Origin of the sequence: Streptomyces gobitricini, from assembly GCF_039532985.1 — a bacterium.
Classification (GTDB): Bacteria; Actinomycetota; Actinomycetes; order Streptomycetales; family Streptomycetaceae; genus Streptomyces; species Streptomyces gobitricini.
The window spans coordinates 128290-147959 of sequence record NZ_BAAASR010000023.1; the positions used below are offsets into that span (position 1 = coordinate 128290).

Annotated in this window: 15 protein-coding genes and 1 pseudogene; 7 read left to right on the top strand and 9 right to left on the bottom strand. The window is 72.7% G+C overall.

All coding sequences use genetic code 11. The annotated features are described in order from the left end of the window. Positions 1-9 precede the first annotated feature (9 nt). The 4 genes from ABD347_RS21445 to ABD347_RS21460 all read right to left on the bottom strand — a co-directional run bounded on the left by ABD347_RS21445 (position 10) and on the right by ABD347_RS21460 (position 3784). On the bottom strand, positions 10-615 hold the full coding sequence (locus tag ABD347_RS21445) for an Rv1733c family protein (protein WP_344363735.1): 606 nt from the start codon (positions 613-615) through the stop codon (positions 10-12). Between the two features lie 93 nt (positions 616-708). Beyond that, a complete protein-coding gene (locus ABD347_RS21450; protein ID WP_344363737.1) occupies positions 709-1533 on the bottom strand; it encodes an MOSC domain-containing protein in 825 nt (274 codons plus the stop codon). A 106-nt stretch (positions 1534-1639) separates the two neighbouring features. Further along, complete coding sequence (locus tag ABD347_RS21455) at positions 1640-2125, bottom strand: DUF6643 family protein (RefSeq protein ID WP_344363740.1); 486 nt, start codon at positions 2123-2125, stop codon at positions 1640-1642. A gap of 384 nt (positions 2126-2509) precedes the next feature. After that, entirely contained in the window at positions 2510-3784 is a 1275-nt protein-coding gene (locus ABD347_RS21460) for a glycosyltransferase (RefSeq protein ID WP_344363742.1), read from the bottom strand. A gap of 57 nt (positions 3785-3841) precedes the next feature. On the opposite strand from ABD347_RS21460, the gene ABD347_RS21465 reads away from it, so the two are divergent. From ABD347_RS21465 to ABD347_RS21490, 6 genes and pseudogenes are all read left to right on the top strand, one after another. Further along, entirely contained in the window at positions 3842-4627 is a 786-nt protein-coding gene (locus tag ABD347_RS21465; RefSeq protein WP_344363745.1) for a glutamate racemase, read from the top strand. A gap of 263 nt (positions 4628-4890) precedes the next feature. After that, positions 4891-5418 (top strand): annotated as a pseudogene (locus tag ABD347_RS21470) (hypothetical protein); the annotation flags it as partial. A 337-nt stretch (positions 5419-5755) separates the two neighbouring features. Next, the gene (gene lnt / locus ABD347_RS21475) at positions 5756-7354 is read left to right on the top strand and encodes an apolipoprotein N-acyltransferase (protein ID WP_344363748.1); all 1599 of its coding nucleotides are present in this window, start codon (positions 5756-5758) and stop codon (positions 7352-7354) included. 10 nt (positions 7355-7364) lie between these two features. Further along, complete coding sequence (locus ABD347_RS21480; RefSeq protein WP_344363750.1) at positions 7365-7841, top strand: NUDIX hydrolase; 477 nt, start codon at positions 7365-7367, stop codon at positions 7839-7841. 60 nt (positions 7842-7901) lie between these two features. Then, the gene (locus tag ABD347_RS21485) at positions 7902-8687 is read left to right on the top strand and encodes a 3-hydroxybutyrate dehydrogenase (RefSeq protein ID WP_344363753.1); all 786 of its coding nucleotides are present in this window, start codon (positions 7902-7904) and stop codon (positions 8685-8687) included. A gap of 62 nt (positions 8688-8749) precedes the next feature. Beyond that, a complete protein-coding gene (locus ABD347_RS21490) occupies positions 8750-10654 on the top strand; it encodes a helix-turn-helix domain-containing protein (protein ID WP_344363756.1) in 1905 nt (634 codons plus the stop codon). A 51-nt stretch (positions 10655-10705) separates the two neighbouring features. Here ABD347_RS21490 and ABD347_RS21495 read toward each other — a convergent pair whose 3' ends face one another. The 5 genes from ABD347_RS21495 to ABD347_RS21515 form a co-directional block, all read right to left on the bottom strand. Beyond that, positions 10706-12061, bottom strand: a complete 1356-nt coding sequence (locus tag ABD347_RS21495; RefSeq protein ID WP_344363758.1) for an MFS transporter — start codon at positions 12059-12061, stop codon at positions 10706-10708. 285 nt (positions 12062-12346) lie between these two features. After that, a complete protein-coding gene (locus ABD347_RS21500) occupies positions 12347-13198 on the bottom strand; it encodes an SDR family NAD(P)-dependent oxidoreductase (RefSeq protein WP_344363761.1) in 852 nt (283 codons plus the stop codon). After that, complete coding sequence (locus ABD347_RS21505) at positions 13195-14646, bottom strand: AprD4 family radical SAM diol-dehydratase (RefSeq protein WP_344363764.1); 1452 nt, start codon at positions 14644-14646, stop codon at positions 13195-13197. Before ABD347_RS21505 ends, ABD347_RS21500 begins: the two co-directional genes overlap by 4 nt. A gap of 364 nt (positions 14647-15010) precedes the next feature. Beyond that, positions 15011-17131 carry a trehalose-6-phosphate synthase gene (locus tag ABD347_RS21510; RefSeq protein ID WP_344363766.1) on the bottom strand — a complete coding sequence of 707 codons (2121 nt, stop codon included), beginning with the start codon at positions 17129-17131 and terminating at the stop codon, positions 15011-15013. Positions 17132-17366: 235 nt separating this feature from the next. Continuing rightward, positions 17367-18836 carry an NAD(P)/FAD-dependent oxidoreductase gene (locus tag ABD347_RS21515; RefSeq protein WP_344363768.1) on the bottom strand — a complete coding sequence of 490 codons (1470 nt, stop codon included), beginning with the start codon at positions 18834-18836 and terminating at the stop codon, positions 17367-17369. 384 nt (positions 18837-19220) lie between these two features. Between ABD347_RS21515 and ABD347_RS21520 the strand changes: the two genes are divergently transcribed. Then, positions 19221-19634: an ATP-grasp domain-containing protein gene (locus ABD347_RS21520; RefSeq protein ID WP_344363770.1), complete on the top strand. Its 414-nt coding sequence runs from the start codon at positions 19221-19223 to the stop codon at positions 19632-19634. The last annotated feature ends 36 nt before the right edge of the window (positions 19635-19670 follow it).

A 19670-nucleotide genomic window follows, 5' to 3' on the forward strand; every position in this document is an offset into this window, starting at 1 on the left:
GGCGACCGGTCAGCTGTCCGCGCCCGTCCTGCCCCAGTCCGGCCAGGCCTGCGCCCAGGCCCGGTCCAGCCGCGCGTACCGCCGTCGCACCATCCGCCACATGACGATCCGCCTGACGACCTCCACGAGTCCGGCCGCCAGGAGCGTGGTGCCGACGCCCGCGAGCACGGCGTGGTCGCGGGCGTTCTCCTCCGTCAGGGGCGGGGCGACCGGCCGGCCCCGGTCGTCGGTCCAGATGCGGATGGCGTCGCCCGGGGCGGTGTCGTGCCACGCCGTGATCAACGACCCGGTGCGGGGCACGCCGTCGGGCCCCGTCCATCGGGCCGGCACCGGCCTGCGCAGCCCGTTCTCGGGGGCGGTTTCCGTGTCGCGTGCCGCCTCCTGGACTTGGTCGTCCTCGAGCACCCGGGCGGTGACGGGATGGCGCTGCTCCTGTTGCAGCCGTGCCGACTGCTGGAGCGAGGTGTGGGTGAGTGTGCCGACGACCAGGCCGGTGGCCGGCGCGGCGACACACATCAGCAGCAGGGCGACGAGCGCCACCCATGCCTCGGTGAGATCGGTGGCCCGGCGCAGGGGATTGTGCCGCCAGCGCCGGAGTCCGACGACCGCACGCACAGGCCCGCACCCCCTTTCGTGTCCCTCGACGCGTCTGCCGTGCTCCCGGGTGCCCGTGAAGTCACGGCCTATGCGGAGGGCCGGGGGCCGGTCCTAGCCGAGGATCTCGACGCGGTCGCCGACGCGGAGGGTGCCGGTGCGTTCGGGGACCAGATTCTGGCCGAAGATCATCTTCTGGTCGACGAGGCGGTGCCGGGCCAGGGTGCGCAAGGGTTCCCTGCCGCGGCGCGCGGTCCGCTGGTCGGTGGTCGTCACCACACAGCGGGCGCACGGCTTGGCGACGCGGAAGATGACCTCGCCGATGGCGAGGCGGGTCCAGCCGTCCTCGTCCCAGGGGGCGGTGCCGTCGACGACCACGGTGGGCCGGAAACGGTCCATGGGCAGGGGGCCCTCGTCGGGGTGGTCGCCCTGGGCGATGAGGGAGTTGAGGGCGTCCAGTGAGGAGAGGGCCGTGACGAGCACCGGGTAGCCGTCGGCGAAGTTGACGGTCTCTCCGGGCAGCGCGTACGCGGGGCTGATGGGGCGGCGGCGGGCCGGGTCGTCCAGGTGCACCAGCCGTACGTCGTCGTCCAGGTACGTCCTGAACCACTCGTCGGCGGCCGCCCCGGCAGGTACCGCCTCGACCTTCTTCCGGAAGATCTCCGCCGTGACGGTGGCCGACGGCTCCGGTACGGGGACGGTCAGCGGGTCCATGCCGGGTGCCGACAACCGCACCCCGCCGTCCGGCGCCGGCTCCGCGAAGGCCAACGCCAGCCGCGGCCGCTGGCGTTGGGTGACCACCGTCGCCGTGGCGTCGATCAGCATCCAGCGGCGGTCCCCGGCGAGCCCCCATGGCTCGACCGCCGCTTCGACGGGTGACGGCCCGCCGAGTGACTTGACCGGGCGGACGTGCAGCGAGTGCAGGGCAGGAGTTGGCATGACCTCATCCTGCCAGCTCGTATGACATCCCTCGGGGCCGGACCGGTGCCGTCCGGGCCCGGCTCCGGAATCCTCGCGGGCCGGAGCGGTACCTGGTTCGGCCGGCTCAGTACCCCCCGCCCTGGTAGGGGCGGTTGTAGGGGTCGTCGTACGGCGAGGGCGCGGGCGTCGGAACGGGGCGCGGCGCCGCCGGGCGCATCGCCTCGTACCCGGTCGGGACCGGCCGTGCCTGCTGCTGGGGCTGCTGACCCGGGTAGCCGTAGCCACCGCGGACGGCGGTCTGCTGCTGCGGGATGTACGGCGCCGGCATGTGCTGCAGCGGGGCGGGCTGCGGCGCTGCCTGCTGGGGGTAGCCGTACGAGCCGCCGCCGTAGGACGGCATGGGCTGGGGCTGGGAGGGAGCCGCTGGGAGGGCGGGAAGGGCCGCGGGGAGCGCCGGCAGGTAGGAGCTGCCGGTGTCGTACGCGGCGGGCACTCGGATCGGTGCGATCTGAGGCGTGCCCCGTTCCGCGACGAGAGAGTCGTAGATCGGGGTGTCCGGGAACGACGGCGCGTTGTAGTAAGCGCCGCCGTAGGAACGGGGGGAGGTCATGACACATAAGTTAAGCCCACGATGTGCTGGTTGGGGAGGCCGATAAGCAGGTTCTTTTACGCGGTGTGAGGGGCGGCGGATCGCCAATACGAGCGAACCTGGGAAAATCGGTCACCGTCCGTGTAAAGGCCAGGCTGATGGGGGGTTACCGGCAGGTCGGTCGGGGGCGTCGAAGACCGTCGGTAAGGTGGCCCCTACATAAATCCCGCGTGATCGGCGCGACGGGCTTCTGCATGTCCATGCTTAAAATTGATCAATGCGCCGCCGCGCGCGCGGAGACTTCACGGCGCATCAACATCGAATTGCGCCGACGTTACTCCGCGTGCCGGAAAAAGTGCGCTGCGGCGCTGCTTCCCCTTTCCCGGCGCCGTGGCTGATGACCCGTCACCTCTCCGGCGCGACCCGGGGGCGCGGATAGGTGCGGCCCTTCCATGATGCCCCGCGGCCCTGGTGGTGCCGTACGGCCGAATCGACCGTCATGCACAGATAGAGGCAGGCGGTGAACGGCAGCAGGAGGGCCTGCCACAGCGACTGCCGGTAGTAGCGCAGCACCGGGACGTACGTCCCCGTCATCACCGCCCACGCCGCCGCACCCAGCAGACCGGCCGCCTCGTCCCCCGCGAAGAGGCCCGCGCACAGCGCGGCGGGCGGCGCCACGTACACCACCGCCAGACCCGCCACCGTCCCGACGAGCAGGAACGGGTTGTGCCACAGCTGGGCGTACGCGCTGCGCGCCACCATCCGCCACAGGTCCGCCAGCCGCGGATACGGGCGGATGCTGTCCACCCGGTCGGCCAGACCCAGCCAGATCCGCCCGCCCGCCCGCTGGACCGCACGGGCCAGCGACACGTCGTCGATGACGGCCTGACGGATCGACTCCGGAACGCGCGCCCGGACGGCCGTCTCCGTCCGCAGCAGTACACACCCGCCCGCGGCGGCGGCCGTCCGGGCCCCCACCCGGTTCACGCGGCGGAACGGGTACAGCTTCGCGAAGAAGTAGACGAACGCGGGCACGATGAGCCGCTCCCAGGCGGTCGCCGTCCGCAGGCGCGCCATCTGCGACACCAGGTCGAGGCCGTTGCTGGTGGCCGCGGACACCAGCTCCCGCAGGCTGTCCGGCTCGTGCGCGATGTCCGCGTCCGTCAGCAGCAGGTACTCCGGACCGCCCGCACCCGCACCCGCACCCGCCGCGCCCCCTCCCGTCCCCGCCCCCGTTCCTGTCCCCGCGCCCGCGCCCGCCCCTGCGCCCGTGCCTGCTTCCGCTCCACGCGCGCGTGCCAGTCCGATCCCGTGCCGCAGCGCCCACAGCTTCCCGGTCCAGCCCGGTTCCGGCGCGCCGGGCGACACCACCGTCAGCGGCGGCCCTCCGTGCCGCACGGCCAGGGCGCGCGCCACGTCCCCCGTACCGTCCTCGCTGCCGTCGTCGACCAGGAAGATCTCCATCGGGCCCGGATAGTCCTGCGCGAGGAGGGACGGCAGGCTCAGCGGCAGCACGTCCGCCTCGTCCCTGGCCGGCACCACCACGGCGACCGACGGCCACCGGGCCGGCGCCGCCCGGCGCGGCAGACGCTGATCCGTACGCCAGAAGAAGCCCTGCCCCAGCAGCAGCCACGCCCAGGCGGCCACCGATGCCAGGGCGATCCACGCAATGGTGCTCATTCGCCGCAGTCTGCCCCACAACGGCGGGAGCGCAAGGGTGTCGGCTAGGGTGACCGGGTGAAGATCGCGCTCATGGACTCCGGAATCGGCCTCCTGGCGGCGGCCGCCGCGGTGCGTCGTCTGAGGCCGGACGCGGCTCTCGTCCTCTCCTCCGACCCCGACGGCATGCCCTGGGGACCCCGGACGCCCGACGACCTCACCACACGCGCACTCGCCGTGGCCCGCGTGGCCGCGTCGCACCGGCCGGACGCGCTGATCGTCGCCTGCAACACCGCCTCCGTCCACACCTTGCCCGCTCTCCGCGCGGAGCTGGAGCCGTCGGTCCCGGTCATCGGGACCGTCCCCGCCATCAAGCCGGCCGCGGCCGGCGGCGGCCCCGTCGCCATCTGGGCCACCCCCGCCACCACGGGCAGCCCCTACCAGCGCGGGCTCATCCGTGACTTCGCCGGGTCCGTCGACGTCACCGAGGTGCCCTGCCCCGGCCTCGCCGACGCGGTCCAGCACGCCGACGAGGACGCCGTCGACCGGGCCATCGCCGCGGCTGCCGCGCTCACCCCGCCCGACGTGAGGGCCGTGGTCCTCGGCTGCACCCACTACGAACTGGTCGCCGGACGCATCCGGGCCGCCGTGCAGCCCGCCGGCCTCCCGCCCGTGCAGCTGCACGGCTCCGCCGACGCCGTCGCCGCCCAGGCACTGCGCCGCACCGGCGCCCACGCCGACCCCACGGCGACGCCCAGCTCGGACCTCACGGTGCTGCTCAGCGGCCGCGAGGCGGAGCTCCCGGTCGCGGCCCTGACGTACGCGGAGGGCCGCCTCCTCGCCGCGGCCGCGCCGACGCACTGAGGCACCCGGACCTCGCTGCGGCGGCCCGGGGCGGCCGGGCGGTGCGGCGTAAATGGAACGGCCCGGGCCGTTCGGTCGGGCGTACCCCGGCGCTCGGGCGAGCCCGGTGGGCCCTGGCGGGGCCCGGCGGCGAGAGAGCAAAGCCACCGGCGGTACGGGCGGGCGGCGGCTCCGGGGGCGCGGCGCGCCCAGGCTGCCCAGGGGCCATTCCGAGCGCCCCGGTCGAGGGGCCGTGATCGCGGAACGTGATTACGCTGCTACGCATGGACCACCCCAAGGGCGAGCGACCTTCACCGGACCCGGTGCCGGACGTGTGGACCGGGCGGGCCACCAACCGTTTTCAGTGGGCGCTCGCCGCCGTCGGAGCGGCCTGCGTGGCGCTCGGCGTCGGACTGGCCGTCGAGTTGTCGTGGGCCTCCGGGGCCGCCGCCCTGCTGATGGCGGTGACCGGCTGTGTCGCGGCGGGGCTGCTGGTGCTCTTCGGGACGCTGGCCTTTGTCCACGTCGAGATCACGGTGGACCCGCACGCCCTCGAAGTGCGCTGCGGCCACATGGGCGTGCCGCGCCGGCGGATCCCGCTCGACACCGTGGTGGGCGCGGATTTCGCCCCGTCCGTCACGCCGTGCCAGTGGGGCGGCTGGGGCTACCGCTGGTTGCCGGAGAAGGGCACGGCGGTCGTCGTGCGCCGAGGCGAGGGCGTGGTCCTGACCCTGCACGACGGGCGGAGCTTCACGTTCACCGTGGACGACGCCGAGGCCGCCGTCCGGGTCATCCGCCACCGCCTGCGCCCGGGCGGCCAGAAGCGCGCCGCCGTGGAGGATGACGCCGATCCGGGGCAGGAGGGGGCGGCACCCGAGTATCCGGGGCCCGGGAACGCCGGCCCCGGCCACGCCCCCCTGCCCGGCCGCCCGGGTGCCACCGGCCCCCGCCCCTGACCGCCCCGCCCGCCTCCCACGCCGCCCCGCCCGCCTCCCACGCGGCCGTCCGCCCGTCCCCGCGCCCCGGTGCCGCGCCCGCCCGCCGGCGCCGGACCGGCACGCGGGAGCCCCCGCCGGACCGCCCCGCGGGAGCCCCCGCCGGACCGCCCGCGCTGGGGCTCGCACAGGTGCTCGCCGTAGACTCCGCAACGTGAGCACCACCATGACCACCGCTGACGTCCCTGCCCCCGCCCCCGAAGAGCGGCGGGGCCGGTTGCCGCGGTGGACGGCGCGGCCTGTGGCCGCGGTGCTCTCCGGCGTCCTGCTGTTCCTGAGTTTCCCGCCCCGGCCCCTGTGGTGGCTCGCCGTGCCCGGTTTCGCCCTCCTCGGGTGGACGCTGCGGGGCAGGCGGCTCAGGGCGGGCTTCGGCCTCGGATACCTCACCGGACTCGGCTTCCTGCTGCCGCTCCTGGTGTGGACCGGCGAGGAGGTGGGAGCGGGGCCCTGGCTGGCGCTCGTCGCCGCCGAGTCGCTGTTCATCGCGCTCGCCTGCCTCCTCGTCGCCGCCGTGTCGCGGCTTCCCGCCTGGCCGGTGTCCGCCGCCGCCGCGTGGATCGTCGGCGAGGCGGCGCGCGCCCGGGTGCCCTTCGGCGGATTTCCCTGGGGCAAGATCGCGTTCGGACAGGCGGACGGGGTGTTCCTGCCGCTCGCGGCCGTGGGCGGCACCCCCCTCCTCGGCTTCGCGGTCGCCCTGTGCGGCTTCGGCCTGTACGAGGCGGTGCGCCTCGTCCGTACGTACGGGACGACCGGCGGCCTCCCGCGCGGCCCCCTCGCCGCCGCCGCCCTCTCCCTCTTCGTACCGGTCGTCGCCGCGTCGGCCGCCCAGCCGCTGGTGTCCGACGCCGCGGAGGACGGCACCGCGACCGTGGCCGCGATCCAGGGCAACGTGCCCCGGCTGGGCCTGGACTTCAACGACCAGCGCCGTGCCGTGCTCGACAACCACGCCCGGCGCACCGAACAGCTCGCCGCCGACGTCGCGGCCGGCAAGACGCCCGAGCCCGACTTCGTACTGTGGCCGGAGAACTCCTCCGACCTCGACCCCTACCGCAACGACGACGCCCGCCACGTCATCGACGAGGCGGTCGGCGCCATCGGCGTACCGACCGTCGTCGGGGCCGTGGTCACGCCCGAGTCCGGCCCGCTGCGCAACACCCTGATCCAGTGGGACCCGCAGGACGGGCCGGTCGCCACGTACGACAAGCGGCATGTGCAGCCGTTCGGCGAGTACATCCCGATGCGGTCCTTGGTACGGATCTTCAACAAGGACGTCGACCGGGTCAGCCGCGACTTCGGACCCGGCACCGAGGTCGGAGTCTTCGACCTCGCCGGCACCAAGGTGGGGCTCGCCACCTGTTACGAGGCGGCCTTCGACTGGGCGGTACGGGACACCGTGACGCACGGCGCCCGGCTCATCTCCGTACCCAGCAACAACGCCACCTTCGGGCGCAGCGAGATGACCTACCAGCAGCTCGCCATGTCCAGGGTCCGCGCCGTCGAGCACAGCCGCTCCGTGGTCGTGCCGGTCACCAGCGGGGTCAGCGCGATCATCCGGCCGGACGGCACGGTCGTGCGGGAGTCGCGGATGTTCACCCCGGACGCCCTGGTGGCCGAGGTGCCGCTGCGCTCCTCCATGACGCCCGCGACCCGTATGGGCACGCTGCCCGAGGCGGCCCTGGTCGCCCTCGCCGCCGCGGGGCTCGGCCGGGCGGCGGCCGGAGCCGTACGCCGCCGGCGGTCCGCGACCGCCTAGGGTCGGGCGCATGGCAACTCCTGACTTCATCCGGGCCGTCCGGGCCACCGCCGGACACCAGCTGCTGTTCCTGCCGGGTGTCACCGCCGTCGTCCTCGACGACGAGGGACGGGTCCTCCTGGCCAGGCGCGCCGACAACGGCAGATGGTCGCTGATCGGCGGGATCCCGGAGCCGGGGGAGCAGCCGGCCGTGAGCGTGGTGCGCGAGGTCTTCGAGGAGACCGCCGTGGAGTGCGTCGTGGAACGCGTGGTCCTCGTGGAGACGCTGCCCCCGGTCACGTACCCCAACGGCGATCAGTGCCAGTACGTGGACACCTGCTTCCGCTGCCGGGCCGTGGGCGGCGACGCGCGCGTCAACGACGACGAGTCGCTGGAAGTGGGATGGTTCCCGCTGGACGCGCTGCCGCCGCTGCGCGCCCCCGAGCTGTTCCGGATCAAGCAGGCCCTCACCGACGGCCCCACATGGTTCTCCACCATGGCCGACTAGGCCGAAGTATGGGCGCGGACCACATCGGCCGGGCTGCCCGAGGTCCATAGGGTGCCAGGCATGACCGCACCCCACACCGTCACCCCCCTCGACCTCGGCGGCCGCACCGCGCTGGTCACCGGCGCGGCGAGCGGCATCGGCCGCGCCTGCGCGCTGCGCCTCGCGGCCGCCGGAGCCAGGGTCAGGGCCGTCGACCGGGACGCACCGGGCCTGGAAGCCCTGGCCGGAGCGGCGCCCGCCACGGCCGGGGCGGTCGAACCCCACGTACTGGACCTGACCGACCTCGACGCGGCGGAGGACCTGGCCGCGGGCACCGACATCCTCGTCAACAACGCCGGACTGCAACTGGTCCGCCCCATCCAGGACTTCCCCCCGGACGTCTTCCGCACCGTCCTCACCGTGATGCTGGAGGCGCCCTTCCGGCTGATCAGGGGGGCGTTGCCGCACATGTACGCGCGGGGATGGGGCCGTATCGTCAACATCTCCTCCGTACATGGGCTGCGCGCCTCCGCCTACAAGTCCGCCTATGTGGCCGCCAAACACGGTCTGGAGGGGCTCTCCAAGACCGCCGCCCTCGAGGGCGCCCCGCACGGCGTCACCTCCAACTGCGTCAACCCCGGCTATGTACGCACCCCCCTGGTGGAGGCGCAGATCGCGGACCAGGCGGCGGCCCACGGCATCCCGCCCGAACGCGTCGTGACCGAGGTCCTGCTGAAGGACTCGGCACTCAAACGGCTCGTCGAACCCCACGAGGTCGCCGAGGCCGTCGCCTACCTCTGCGCCCCGCCCGCCTCGTTCATCACCGGCACCTCGCTCGTCCTCGACGGGGGCTGGACCGCCCACTGAGCGTGCCGCCGGCCGTCCACAGGGCTGGTGCGACCACCCGTACGGCAGGTATCCCTGTGACCATGTCCGAAGAACAGCTCCATGAGCCGGAGCCCAGCGCCGACCCGGCCGCCTACCTGGGGCTTCTCGCACGCGGGGCGGCCGCCGAGGCGTACGACCGGCCCGTGCTGCTCGCCCGGGCGACCGGCGCCGGACCCGCCGCGCTCGCCGCACTGGAGAACGCCAAGCGGCTCGCGCTGCGCGTCCGCGCCGAGCTGGAGGGGCGCCGGCGCCGGGAGGCGGAACTGTCCGCGCTCTTCGAGACCGCCCACGACCTCGCCGGGCTGCGCGACCTCGACGCGGTGCTGCGCGCCATCGTGCAGCGCGCGCGCTCCCTGCTGGGCACCGAGGTCGCCTACCTCAGCCTCAACGACCCGGCCGCCGGAGATACCTACATGCGGGTCACCGAGGGCTCGGTGTCGGCACGCTTCCAGCAGCTCCGTCTGGGGATGGGGGAGGGGCTCGGCGGCCTGGTCGCCCAGACCGCCCGGCCGTACGTGACGGAGAGCTACTTCGACGACGAGCGGTTCCGGCACACCCGGGCCATCGACTCCGGCGTACGGGACGAGGGCCTGGTGGCGATCCTGGGCGTGCCGCTCACGCTCGGCAGCCAGGTGATCGGCGTGCTCTTCGCCGCCGACCGGCGCGCCCGCGTCTTCGGACGCGAGCAGATCGCGCTGCTCGGCTCGCTGGCCGCGCACGCCGCCGTCGCCATCGACACCGCCCACCTGCTGGCCGAGACCCGGTCGGCGCTGGCCGAGCTGGAGCGGGCCAACGGCATCATCCGCGCCCACAGCGGCGTCATCGAGCGGGCCTCGGAAGTGCACGACCGGCTGACCGAGCTGGTGCTGCGCGGCGGCGGCGTCCACGACGTGGCGGCGGCCGTCTCCGAGGTCCTCGACGGGTCGGTGCGGTTCACCGAAGCGCCGCTGCCCGCCGAGTGCGTCGACGGCCACGCGACCCGGCGCGGTGACGAGTGGGTCGCGGCCGTGTCGGCCGGCGGCGAGGCACTGGGCGCCCTCGTGCTGCGCGGCCAGCCGGAACTGGACCCGGTCGACCAGCGGACGCTGGAGCGGGCCGCGATGGTCACCTCCCTGCTGCTCCTGGCGCGCCGTTCCGCCGGTGAGGCGGAACAGCGGGTGCGAGGTGAGCTGTTGGACGACCTGCTCGACGCGCCCGAGCGCGACCTGCGGTTGCTCAAGGAACGCGCCGCCCGCCTCCGCACCGACTTCGACGCCCCCCATGTGGTGCTCACGGCCCGCGTCGACCGACCGGATCCACCCGCCGGCGACCGGGACGGCGCCGACCGGCAGCGCCTCTGGTCGGCCGCCTCGCACCTGGCGGCCACCCGGCATGGCCTGGCCTCCGCGCGCGACGGCGGCACCGTGCTGCTGCTTCCGCTGGGGCCGGACGACACCGCGGCCGAGCTGGCCCGGCAGACGGCCAAGCACCTCGGCGGCGCCCTGCGCGAACCGGTCACCGTCGGCGCCTCCTCGCCGGTCGACGCGCCCGCCGCCCGCCCGGGCGCCATAGCCCCGGCGTACGCCGAAGCCCGCCGCTGCCTCGACGCGCTGCGCCTGCTCGGCCGCTCCGGTGACGGCGCGGCAGCCTCGGACCTTGGCTTCCTGGGTCTGCTGCTCGCCGACACCCGGGACATCGCGGGCTTCGTGACCCGCACCATCGGCGAGGTCGTCGCCTACGACCGCAGTCGCGGCACGGACCTGGTGCGCACGCTCGACGCGTACTTCGCCAGCGGGATGAGCCCGGTCCGTACGAAGGACGAGCTGCACGTCCACGTCAACACGGTGGCGCAACGCCTCGAACGCGTGGGTCGGCTCCTCGGCCCGGACTGGCAGTCCCCGCCCCGTGCGCTGGAGATCCAGCTCGCACTGCGGCTTCACTCGATGTCCGGGGCGGTCGCACCCTGAAACGGCCGGCCGCCCCGGCGGGGCGACCGGTCGCTCGCCGGGCCGACGGGCTCAGCGCCCCGCCCCGACCCGCTCCTCCGCCGCGTCGTCGGCCAGGTCCCGGTCGCGGGTCTCCCGGGCGCACGCGATGGCGACCACGGTGAGCAGTGCCGCGGCGATGACGTACAGGGCGATCGGCGTCGAGCTGCCGTGTTCGGCGAGCAACGCGGTCGCGATCAGCGGCGCCGGGGCACCGGCCGCCACCGACGAGAACTGCGCGCCGATGGAGGCGCCCGAGTAGCGCACCCTGGTCGTGAACATCTCGGCGAAGAACGCCGCCTGCGGCGCGTACATCGCCCCGTGCAGCACCAGCCCGACGGTCACGGCGAGCAGCAGACTGCCGGAGCTCCCGGTGTCGACGAGAGCGAAGAACGGGAACATCCACGCCCCTACGCCGACCGCTCCGATCAGATACACCGGCCGGCGGCCGATACGGTCCGACAGCGCCCCCCACGCGGGGATCACCACGAAGTGCACGGCGGACGCGATCAGTACGGCATTGAGCGCGGTCTGCTTGCTGAGCCCGGTCGAGGTCGTCGCGTACACCAGGATGAACGCGGTGATGACGTAGTAGCTGATGTTCTCGGCCATCCGGGCGCCCATCGCGATCAGCACATCGCGCCAGTGGTGCCGCAACACGGCGACCAGCGGCATCCTCTCCGCCCGCGACGTCTCCGCCTCACGCGCCTCCGCCCGGGCCAGCGCGGCCTTGAACACCGGCGATTCGTCGACGGACAGGCGGATCCACAGCCCGACCACCACCAGCACCCCCGACAGCAGGAACGGGACGCGCCACCCCCACGAGGTGAACGCCGCGTCCGACAGCAACGCGGTGAGCGCGGACAGCACCCCGGTCGCCAGCAACTGCCCCGCGGGCGCCCCGGTCTGCGGCCACGACGCCCAGAAGCCCCGCCTGCCCGCGTCTCCGTGCTCCGACACCAACAGCACGGCGCCACCCCACTCCCCGCCCAGAGCGAACCCCTGAACCAACCGCAACACGGTGAGCAAGACGGGCGCCGCCGTCCCGATGGTGGCGTGCGTGGGCAGCAGCCCGATGGCGAAGGTGGCGCTCCCCATCAGCAACAGGCTCAGTACCAGCAGCTTCTTCCGCCCCAGCCGGTCCCCGTAATGCCCGAACACCAAGGCCCCGAGCGGCCGCGCGGCGAAGCCGACGGCATACGTCAGGAAGGACAGCAGGGTGCCCACGAGCGGGTCGGAACCGGGGAAGAAAAGCCTGTTGAAGACGAGTGCGGCGGCGGCCCCGTACAGAAAGAAGTCGTACCACTCGATGGTGGTGCCGATGAGGCTGGCGGCGACGATGCGCTTGAGGCTGGCGGGGGCTGGGGGAGCGGTCGCGGGGGAGGACATCGGCACCACTTCCTGGCGGTCGGCGGGGACGTTTCCGTGTCGCCACACCGTAGGAACGCGCAGGTCAGGGGCGTATGTGGCGGGACACCATAGTTCTCGGGCCGGGTGTGCGCGGGGCCACCATGCGAGACATACCGGTGCTGGTTCGACGGTCTCGACGACGTCAGCGGCCTGGGTGGCCTTCGGCTCCGTCCGGTGGCTGTGGACGTGCCAGCGGGCGCCACAGCCACCCAGTGTAGGCCGCCAGGTTCTCGGCCTCGGCCACATGGGTGAGGAGTTCGCACGTCAACCGGGGTGGTCCTCCGCGGGGTGATGCCGATGGTCTGCGAGTCCCCAACGGTGATGCGGCAGTGCGCCCGGGGTCATTGGCACGGACGGAAGGGCGTGTACGGAGAAGACCTCGCCCGAGGGGGCTTCAGGCACATGCGCGAGGCTCGCGGTCCAGGCCACGAGGCGGGCCGCGATGTCGATGGAGTCGGGAGCGCCGGGGCCGCCCATGTCGGTCGGTATCCAGCCGGGGTCGACGGCGTTCACCACGATGCGGTCCGGTCGGAGCGCCAGTGACAGGTTGAGTGTGGCGAGTTCGAGGGCGGCCTTCGAGGCGCGGTAGCAGGTGTACTGGCCGTTAGCGCGTTCCGGACGGGCTTCGGCGCTGCTGATGTTGACGACACTGGCGCCGTCAGCGGCGCGCAGCAGCGGGAGCAGGGCCGACGTGGCCATCAGTGGGCCGCCGATGTTGGTGAGCAGGGTGGTGTGGCAGGTCTCAAGGGTGAGTGAGGTGAGGTGCGCGTCGTCGGGGAGGAAGACGCCGGCGTTGTTGATCAGGGCGTCCAGGGTACCGCCGGTGCAGTCGGCGATCCGCTCGGCGGCTGCCCGCATACCGGCCGGGTCGGTGACGTCCAGGAGGACGCTGATGGCTCGGCCGCCGTGGGCCACCACACTGTCCACCAGCGAGTCGGCGGTCGCGGGTCTGCGGTGGCCGACCAGGACGAACCATCCGTGCGCGGCGAGCAGTTCGGCGGTGGCCCCGCCCAGGCCGCGGTTGGCTCCGGTGATCAGGACATGTCGCGTGCGATCCGGCTCGGAGTGCGGTCGGGCAGGGCGGGGCGGGTTCCTGCCCGTGGGGGCGCTGGTCACGCCGGCTGCCCGTCCGGGACGGGCCCGGTGCCGGCCCAACTCAGGACGTGGCGCCGGTAGTCGGCCAGGGTGCCGGCCGGCGCGCGGCCGCCGTCGATACGGTGGAGTTCCTCGGTCAGCGCGAGCGCTTGCGTCAGCTCGTTCTCGGTCAGCTCGTCCGTGCGCATCACTACGTTGAAGCTGGTGAACTGAGCCTGATCAGCCCGGATCCAGCCCTTGCTCAGGGCCAGATCGTGCAGTGGTGTGCCGGGGTAGGGAGTGATCACTCCGACGTTGAATTCCTCTGATGACAGCCCCAGCTCCAGGATGAATTCCAAGGTGTTGGCGATGGAGTGCCGGGTCTCGCCGGGAAGGCCGAACAGCAGCAGGAAGAGCATCTTCAGCCCGGTCTGGCGCGCTGTGCGGTGGAAAGCCCTGACGGTGTCCAGGCTGAGTCGCTTGCGGACGGCGCTGTCGTGCATGCGGGCATCCCCGCTCTCGACTCCCACCTCCACACCGGCGCAGCCGGCGTCGACCATCGCCCGGATCAGTTCCTCGTCGAGCCGGTCGATCCGGGTCTCGCACCACCACTGAATGCCGGTCCCGGTCCGTCTGATCGCTTCGCACAGGGCCAGGGTGCGGCGCCGGTCGAAGGTGAAGACAGGGTCGCGGAAGACCACGGCTGTGATGCCGAGTTGCGCGCACTGCTGGAACTCGGCGGCGATTCGCTCCACCGGATACGCGCGGACCTTCTTGCCCTCAGCCAGCGGATAGGGGCAGTAGAAGCTGCAGGGGTAGGGACAGCCGAAGCTGGCGTTCATCGTGGTGACGCGGTGTCCGGGAAGCGCCGGAAACACGTATCGGCGGTGGTCGACGAGATCGCGTGCCGGCAGCGGCTCCCTGGCAAGATCGCCGTAGACGGGCGGCCGGCCGGCCAGGTCGCGTGCCGTCCCGGCGGTGATCAGACCGGGGCTGTGGCTGCCGCCTGTGTCCCCGCCACCCACCAGTCGCCCCAGGTCGGGGATCGCCTCGGGCAGGAGCAGACCCGCGCAGCCGCTGGTGGTGAGGATCTCCTGCCACTGGTCGTGTCCGCGGATGCTGGTGTAGGCGAACGTGCGCAGTCCGGCCGCGACGAACTCGGCCAGTTTGCGGACGTCCTCGTGCATGGCCGCCAGCGACACCTGGCAGATCACGACGTCCGCTTCCATCCGTCCACCCCGCCTACAGGCGACCGGTGGGAGTGGTCCGTCCACTTCCTCGTCCACGATGTGCGGATCGCTTCCCGCGACCCGCAGGACTCCGGCGATACGCAGCAGATCCAGGGGTGGCAGCAGGTTGCGTTCACCGGGGTTGACCGTTCCGAGGCCGCCCGCGTACGTGCGCTGCAGTTTGGGCCCGAACGATGTCTTGGGGCTGACGAGGAGCACCTTCTGGGCGGCCTCGGGTCCCGCTTTCTGTGTGCCCTCCATCAGCGCGATCCCCTTCCGTTCCGTTGGAACGCGATTGGGTGACAGGAGCTGTTCTCGTTACGTCAGGGTCAATGCCTACCTATCGACATAAGCGCTAAAACAGACAGAATCAGGCCAGAACAATCTGTGTCTTAGGGGTGTTGGCCCGATTTGGCATGGACGTCGGCACGGTCCCGGACAGCCCCCTTGCCAGTCCCGCTTCGGGTACGGGGAGGCCGTAAGCGTCCGCAGGCAGGGCCAGGCCCTCATACCGGCCCCGGATCCGCGGGCCGTCAACCTCGCCGGCAGGGCGCGATTTCCGGCCGCCGGAGGTCTCGGGCGGGTCGGCGCTGTCCGGCCGGAATACGTGGCCACTGGGCGTCCCTCACATCCAACCGGGGTCCGCAAGGGGTGGGGCGGTGGGGGTGTGCCGGATATCGGCGATGACCCGAGCGGCCCATTCGCGGGGGGTGTGGCGGTCAAGGCGGGCGGCGAGGCGTTCGAGGTGAACATGTCGCCGGGCGGCCGGGAGGGTGAGCGCCTGGTAGAGCGTGCGGACCAGGTCGTCGGGGTCACGGGGATCGGTGAGCAGGGCCGCGGCGCCGAGTCGGCCTGCGGCGCCGGCGTGCCGCGACAGGACCAGCACGCCGGGCAGGCCGGCGGCGTGACGGGCGACGACGTACTCCTTGGCGGTCAGGTTCATGCCGTCCGCGTAAGAGGTCACCCACAGGACATCGGCTTGGAGGAAGTGGTCGACGACCCCGGTGAACGGCTCGGAGTGCGGCCGGTAGTCGACGGGCTGCCAGTCAGGCGTGCCCCAGCGGGAGTTGACGGCCGTGATGCGCTCTTGGAGCCGGCGGCGGGTGGTGTCGTAGGCCCGGATACCGGGTTCGGGTGGCGGGCATACGAGCCGGAAGCACAGTCGGCCCCGCAGGCGCGGATGGCGGACGAGGAGCTGGTGCAGGGCCTCGACCTTCTCCACCGGTGCTTTGGCGTAGTCGAGGCGTTCGACGGAGAGGACGAGCAGGCGGGTGGTTTTGTCGCGGGCGCAGGCTGTAAGACGGGCGCGGGCGAGGCGTTCGACGGCGGGACGGTCGATGCCGAGCGGGTGGACGCCGGTGCGTGGGATTCGCGGGGCACCGGCCATGGTGCGGCGAAACTCGGCGGCGAAGGCATCGGTATGAAAGCCCGCCCAGTCGAGGTCGGACAACGAAGCGCGGATCTGCCCGGCGGTGGGCAGGGCGGCAAAGACCTCAGCGGGTGGAAAGGGGGTGTGATGGAACAGTCCGATCCGTAGGTCGGGGCGGGTTCCGCGCAGGAGGGCGGGGGCGAGCCACAGGTTGTAGTCGTGCAGCCAGACGGTGGCGCCCTGAGCGGCGTGGGCGGCGATGTGGTGTGCGAAGCGGGTGTTGACCTCCTGGTAGCGGGCCCAGGACTGCCTGTCGAAACGCATCAGGTCGGGCCGGGACATGAGGACCGGCCATAAGGTCTCCTTGCATGCCCGGTGGAAGTACGCGCCCCAGTCGGCGGAAGAAAGCGGCATCAGCGCCAGCGGCAGCCCCGTCCCCAGGCCGTCCAGCGGGGCCGTTCCGCTTCGGCCGTCGTCATCGGTGACCGCGGCGGCCGCCCACACGGCACCCCTGGTGCGAGCGGAGACGCCGCGCAGGACGGGCAGGATGCCGTTTGGGCTCAGTGGGGCCCGCCAGCCGGCGGCGGTCCACTGAGCGGGCGGACGGTGGTACCCGATCACCACCGGGTGACCGCCGCTGACCCAGCCGAGACGGCGCAGGGCCGCGAGGATACCGCCCGCACCCTCCTGGTGGGCGTGCTGCAGCCTGGCGCCCGGGGGGACGCGCTCACGCAGGGCAGGTTCGGCGTTGCCCACCACTACACCGTGCGCGCCGAGTGTGAACAGCGACAGATCATTGAGCGAGTCACCAGCGACGACGATGGACTCCATGGCCCAGCCATGCTTGGCCGCCAGCAGGACCAGCGCGGCACCCTTGTCCGCCCGGGGAGGCAGAACGTCGAAGTACCGGCCGTCCGAGTACACCCAGGAGCAGCCCAGCGCCTTCACCGCCGCGCGGAGTTCGGCCGTCAAATACTGCGGCTCGAGGTAGAAGGAGCACCGGCCCTGCTGCGGTACTCCTTGCTGATAGGTGAGGGCCGTGAAGCGTCTGAGAGCGGTACGGACCCTGCCCGCTCCCGGCCATCCGCCGCGCAGGGTTTCCTGCAGGGCCATGTCGGCGGTGAAGCCCCCACCCTCCACGACGCTGGCTCCGACATCACCGATGATCCAGCGTGGGCGAGGTACGAGCGGGTCCCGCAGCACCTCATGGACGGATGGCAACGAGCGGCCGGTCGCGAACACCACCGTGATCTCCGGATGACGCTGCAACTCGTCGCGAAGCCGACCCCGCTGCTCGGCGTCGCCGCCGAGCAGAGTGCCGTCCAGATCCGTGACCAGCACCCGTAACGGGCCCCGCGACCCTGCGCCGCTGTCCATCTCTCGTTGCCCCCCGGCTGACGCGTACGCACCGATGCTCAGGCAGCTCGCTGAGCTCTACCCCGTTCACGCCGCGCCGATGCCACGGGTCCGGGCAGCCACCGTGTGGGCAACGGCATCGGGCGCGCCCGGCCCAGCCCCTCAAACCGAGACCAGGCCCGCTTCCAGGACTTCCGAGCCTGTCCGGAGCGCCGCCGCGGCATGGCCTAGTCGGGCCCCGGCCCTTGAGGACCGGTCAGGGTTGGTACCGCTGTGCCGCTGTTGCCTGCGCGGGCAAGCGCTGAAGATGGCTGCGGGCCACGGCGGCGATGGCCTCCCGGTGTTCATAACCCAGGGGGGCCAGGTCGGGCGGCAGGACGTAGCCGGCGGGCATCGCCGCGTACACCTCGCTCAGACGGTGCTGATAGGCGTGCTGAAGTGCTTCGGGCCAGCTGCCGGTCAGAGGTGGGCGCATCCGCGACTCGGCCGTCAGCGCGTGGTGATGGTCGGCGGCTTCCCGTGTGGCCTCTTCGGCGGTCCAGTCGGTGAGGGGCGCGCGGTCGGGGCGCCAGGGGGCGAGCCATCGGCTGGGGCGGGCGTTCAGGACGGCGTCGGCGAGTTCCTGGGCGATCAGCGGGGAGGTGTGCAGGCCCTCCCGGTGGGTGCCGGTGGCCACCCACAGGCCGGGCCGGGTGGTGGGTCCGAGCAGCGGGTGCCCGTCGAGCCCGATGGGACGGTTGCCATGGTGGATCCGGTGCACGGCTGAGGTGGCCAGGCCGTGGTGGAGCTGGCCCAGGGCGGAGTCCAGCAAGGAGCGCAGACCGCCGGCTGTCGCAGCAGCGCCGGGCGTCATGGCGGGGGCGGCGGATGCTCCGACGTACCAGGTGCCATCGGCCTGGGGGACGGTGTGAAGGCCGCAGGCGTAGGCGCGGTTGGGCGTACGCAGCACGGCGGGCAGCGGGGCGGGGGCGCTCGCGGTGAGCGCCGTGCCCGCCACGGACAGCACGGGCATGACGTGTGGGCCCGGGTCGAGCGCGGCGAGTACTTGCGTGGTCCAGGCTCCGGCCGCGACGACCGCCACCGGCGCCGTGACTACGCCCTCGACGCTGTGCAGGTTGTAGCCGGCGGCCGTGGCGGACAGGCGCCCGTCGCCGGTGCGGGTCACGTTGGGCAGGGCGTTCAGGGCCGCGTCCAGGGTGGTCAACCACCGCCGGGCATCCAAGAAGCCCTCGTCGGGAAGGTACAGGGCCCGAAGTGCGCGGTCGTTGTCCAGCGGCCGGTAGCCTGGCACGTCACCGGGTTCCACATCCTCGACGGGAAGCCCGTACCGGTCCCCGGCGGCCCGGACGGCTGCGAAAGCCTTCTCGTCCAGCCGCGCGGAGACCGCGTTCAGGAGCATGAAGGTGCCCGTGCCATAGCCGTCCCCGTCCGTGGCTGCGGCGGCTGCCCACAGGCGGACACCCTCACGCCAGGACGGCCAGCGGCCGGCCGCCTCGACCGCCATCTCCAGCCTCAGCACACTGTGCGGCTTCGCCAACGTCGCACCGGTCACCTCACCCAGCACGCCGAGCATCGCTCCCGCCGCCGGGGAAGCGGCGGGACCGGTACGCCCGCACAGGACCACCTCGGGCCGGCCGTCGGCCGTCGCGAGGGCGTAGGCGATGGAACGCCCCAGTACTCCGTCACCTACCACCACGACATCGACACCCAGCTGTTCGCTGCCCACCACGCGCACCCCCGCCTGATGTGTAGGGGCATCGACCCTCCCATACCCGGGGCACGAGTAGCGTTCGACGATCATTTCCGGACGGAGGATCGGCCTGATGCCCTTGCGAAGCGTCACCGCAGCCGTCGGTGGAGACGGAAGCCTGGCAGTTGCTGTGGCGGCTCAACCAACACCTACCGTTCGTCAACGACGTCACCGGGATCCTGATGCTGGGCAACAAGACGAACCTGCCGCTGATCGTGCCACCTGAGCACCTGCCCCGCACGCTGATCTCCAGCTCATTCGAGGAGCTGTGGTCCGCCTACCAGCGCGATCCGGGAGCGGTGTGGCTGGTCAAACCGACTGACGCGGACGCCGGCGCGGACGTGTACCTGCGACACCACCGTGACGGAGCTGCTCACCAAGGGCGGCCTGGCCGGCTACCGCAACCGCTACTGCGCTTTGCGGCAGTACGTGCCCCACACGCAGGAGAAGCGCGTGATCCTCGCGACCGGCCGTCCCGTGGCCGTGCAGGCCCACCAGCTCGCACCGGACGAGCACCGTGGCAACACCGCCCACCGGGCCCGGTGCACCGGCACCACCCTCACCCCCGACGAGCACGCCCTGTGTCTGCTGATCGGCAACCGGCTGCTGGAGCACGGAATCCGCTTCACCGGCCTCGACCTCGCCCACCCGTACGTCTTCGAGTGCAACGTGGTCAACCCCGGCGGCCTCGACGAACGTCTCACCCTCGGCCTGCCCGACCACACGGCCGACACCATCGAGGCGCTGCTCGCCCATCTGGCCCGTCATCCCTGAGGAGGCGGCGCCGGGCCGGGGCTTCGGGCCGGGGGG

What these genes read in the sequence shown, in the direction of transcription:
- ABD347_RS21490 (WP_344363756.1), top strand. Translation starts at nt 8,750, where the DNA reads ATGTCCGAAGAACAGCTCCATGAGCCGGAGCCCAGCGCCGACCCGGCC.
- ABD347_RS21455 (WP_344363740.1), bottom strand. Translation starts at nt 2,125, where the DNA reads ATGACCTCCCCCCGTTCCTACGGCGGCGCTTACTACAACGCGCCGTCG.
- ABD347_RS21505 (WP_344363764.1), bottom strand. Translation starts at nt 14,646, where the DNA reads ATGGAGGGCACACAGAAAGCGGGACCCGAGGCCGCCCAGAAGGTGCTC.
- ABD347_RS21495 (WP_344363758.1), bottom strand. Translation starts at nt 12,061, where the DNA reads ATGTCCTCCCCCGCGACCGCTCCCCCAGCCCCCGCCAGCCTCAAGCGC.
- ABD347_RS21485 (WP_344363753.1), top strand. Translation starts at nt 7,902, where the DNA reads ATGACCGCACCCCACACCGTCACCCCCCTCGACCTCGGCGGCCGCACC.
- ABD347_RS21460 (WP_344363742.1), bottom strand. Translation starts at nt 3,784, where the DNA reads ATGAGCACCATTGCGTGGATCGCCCTGGCATCGGTGGCCGCCTGGGCG.
- ABD347_RS21510 (WP_344363766.1), bottom strand. Translation starts at nt 17,131, where the DNA reads ATGGACAGCGGCGCAGGGTCGCGGGGCCCGTTACGGGTGCTGGTCACG.
- ABD347_RS21480 (WP_344363750.1), top strand. Translation starts at nt 7,365, where the DNA reads ATGGCAACTCCTGACTTCATCCGGGCCGTCCGGGCCACCGCCGGACAC.
- ABD347_RS21450 (WP_344363737.1), bottom strand. Translation starts at nt 1,533, where the DNA reads ATGCCAACTCCTGCCCTGCACTCGCTGCACGTCCGCCCGGTCAAGTCA.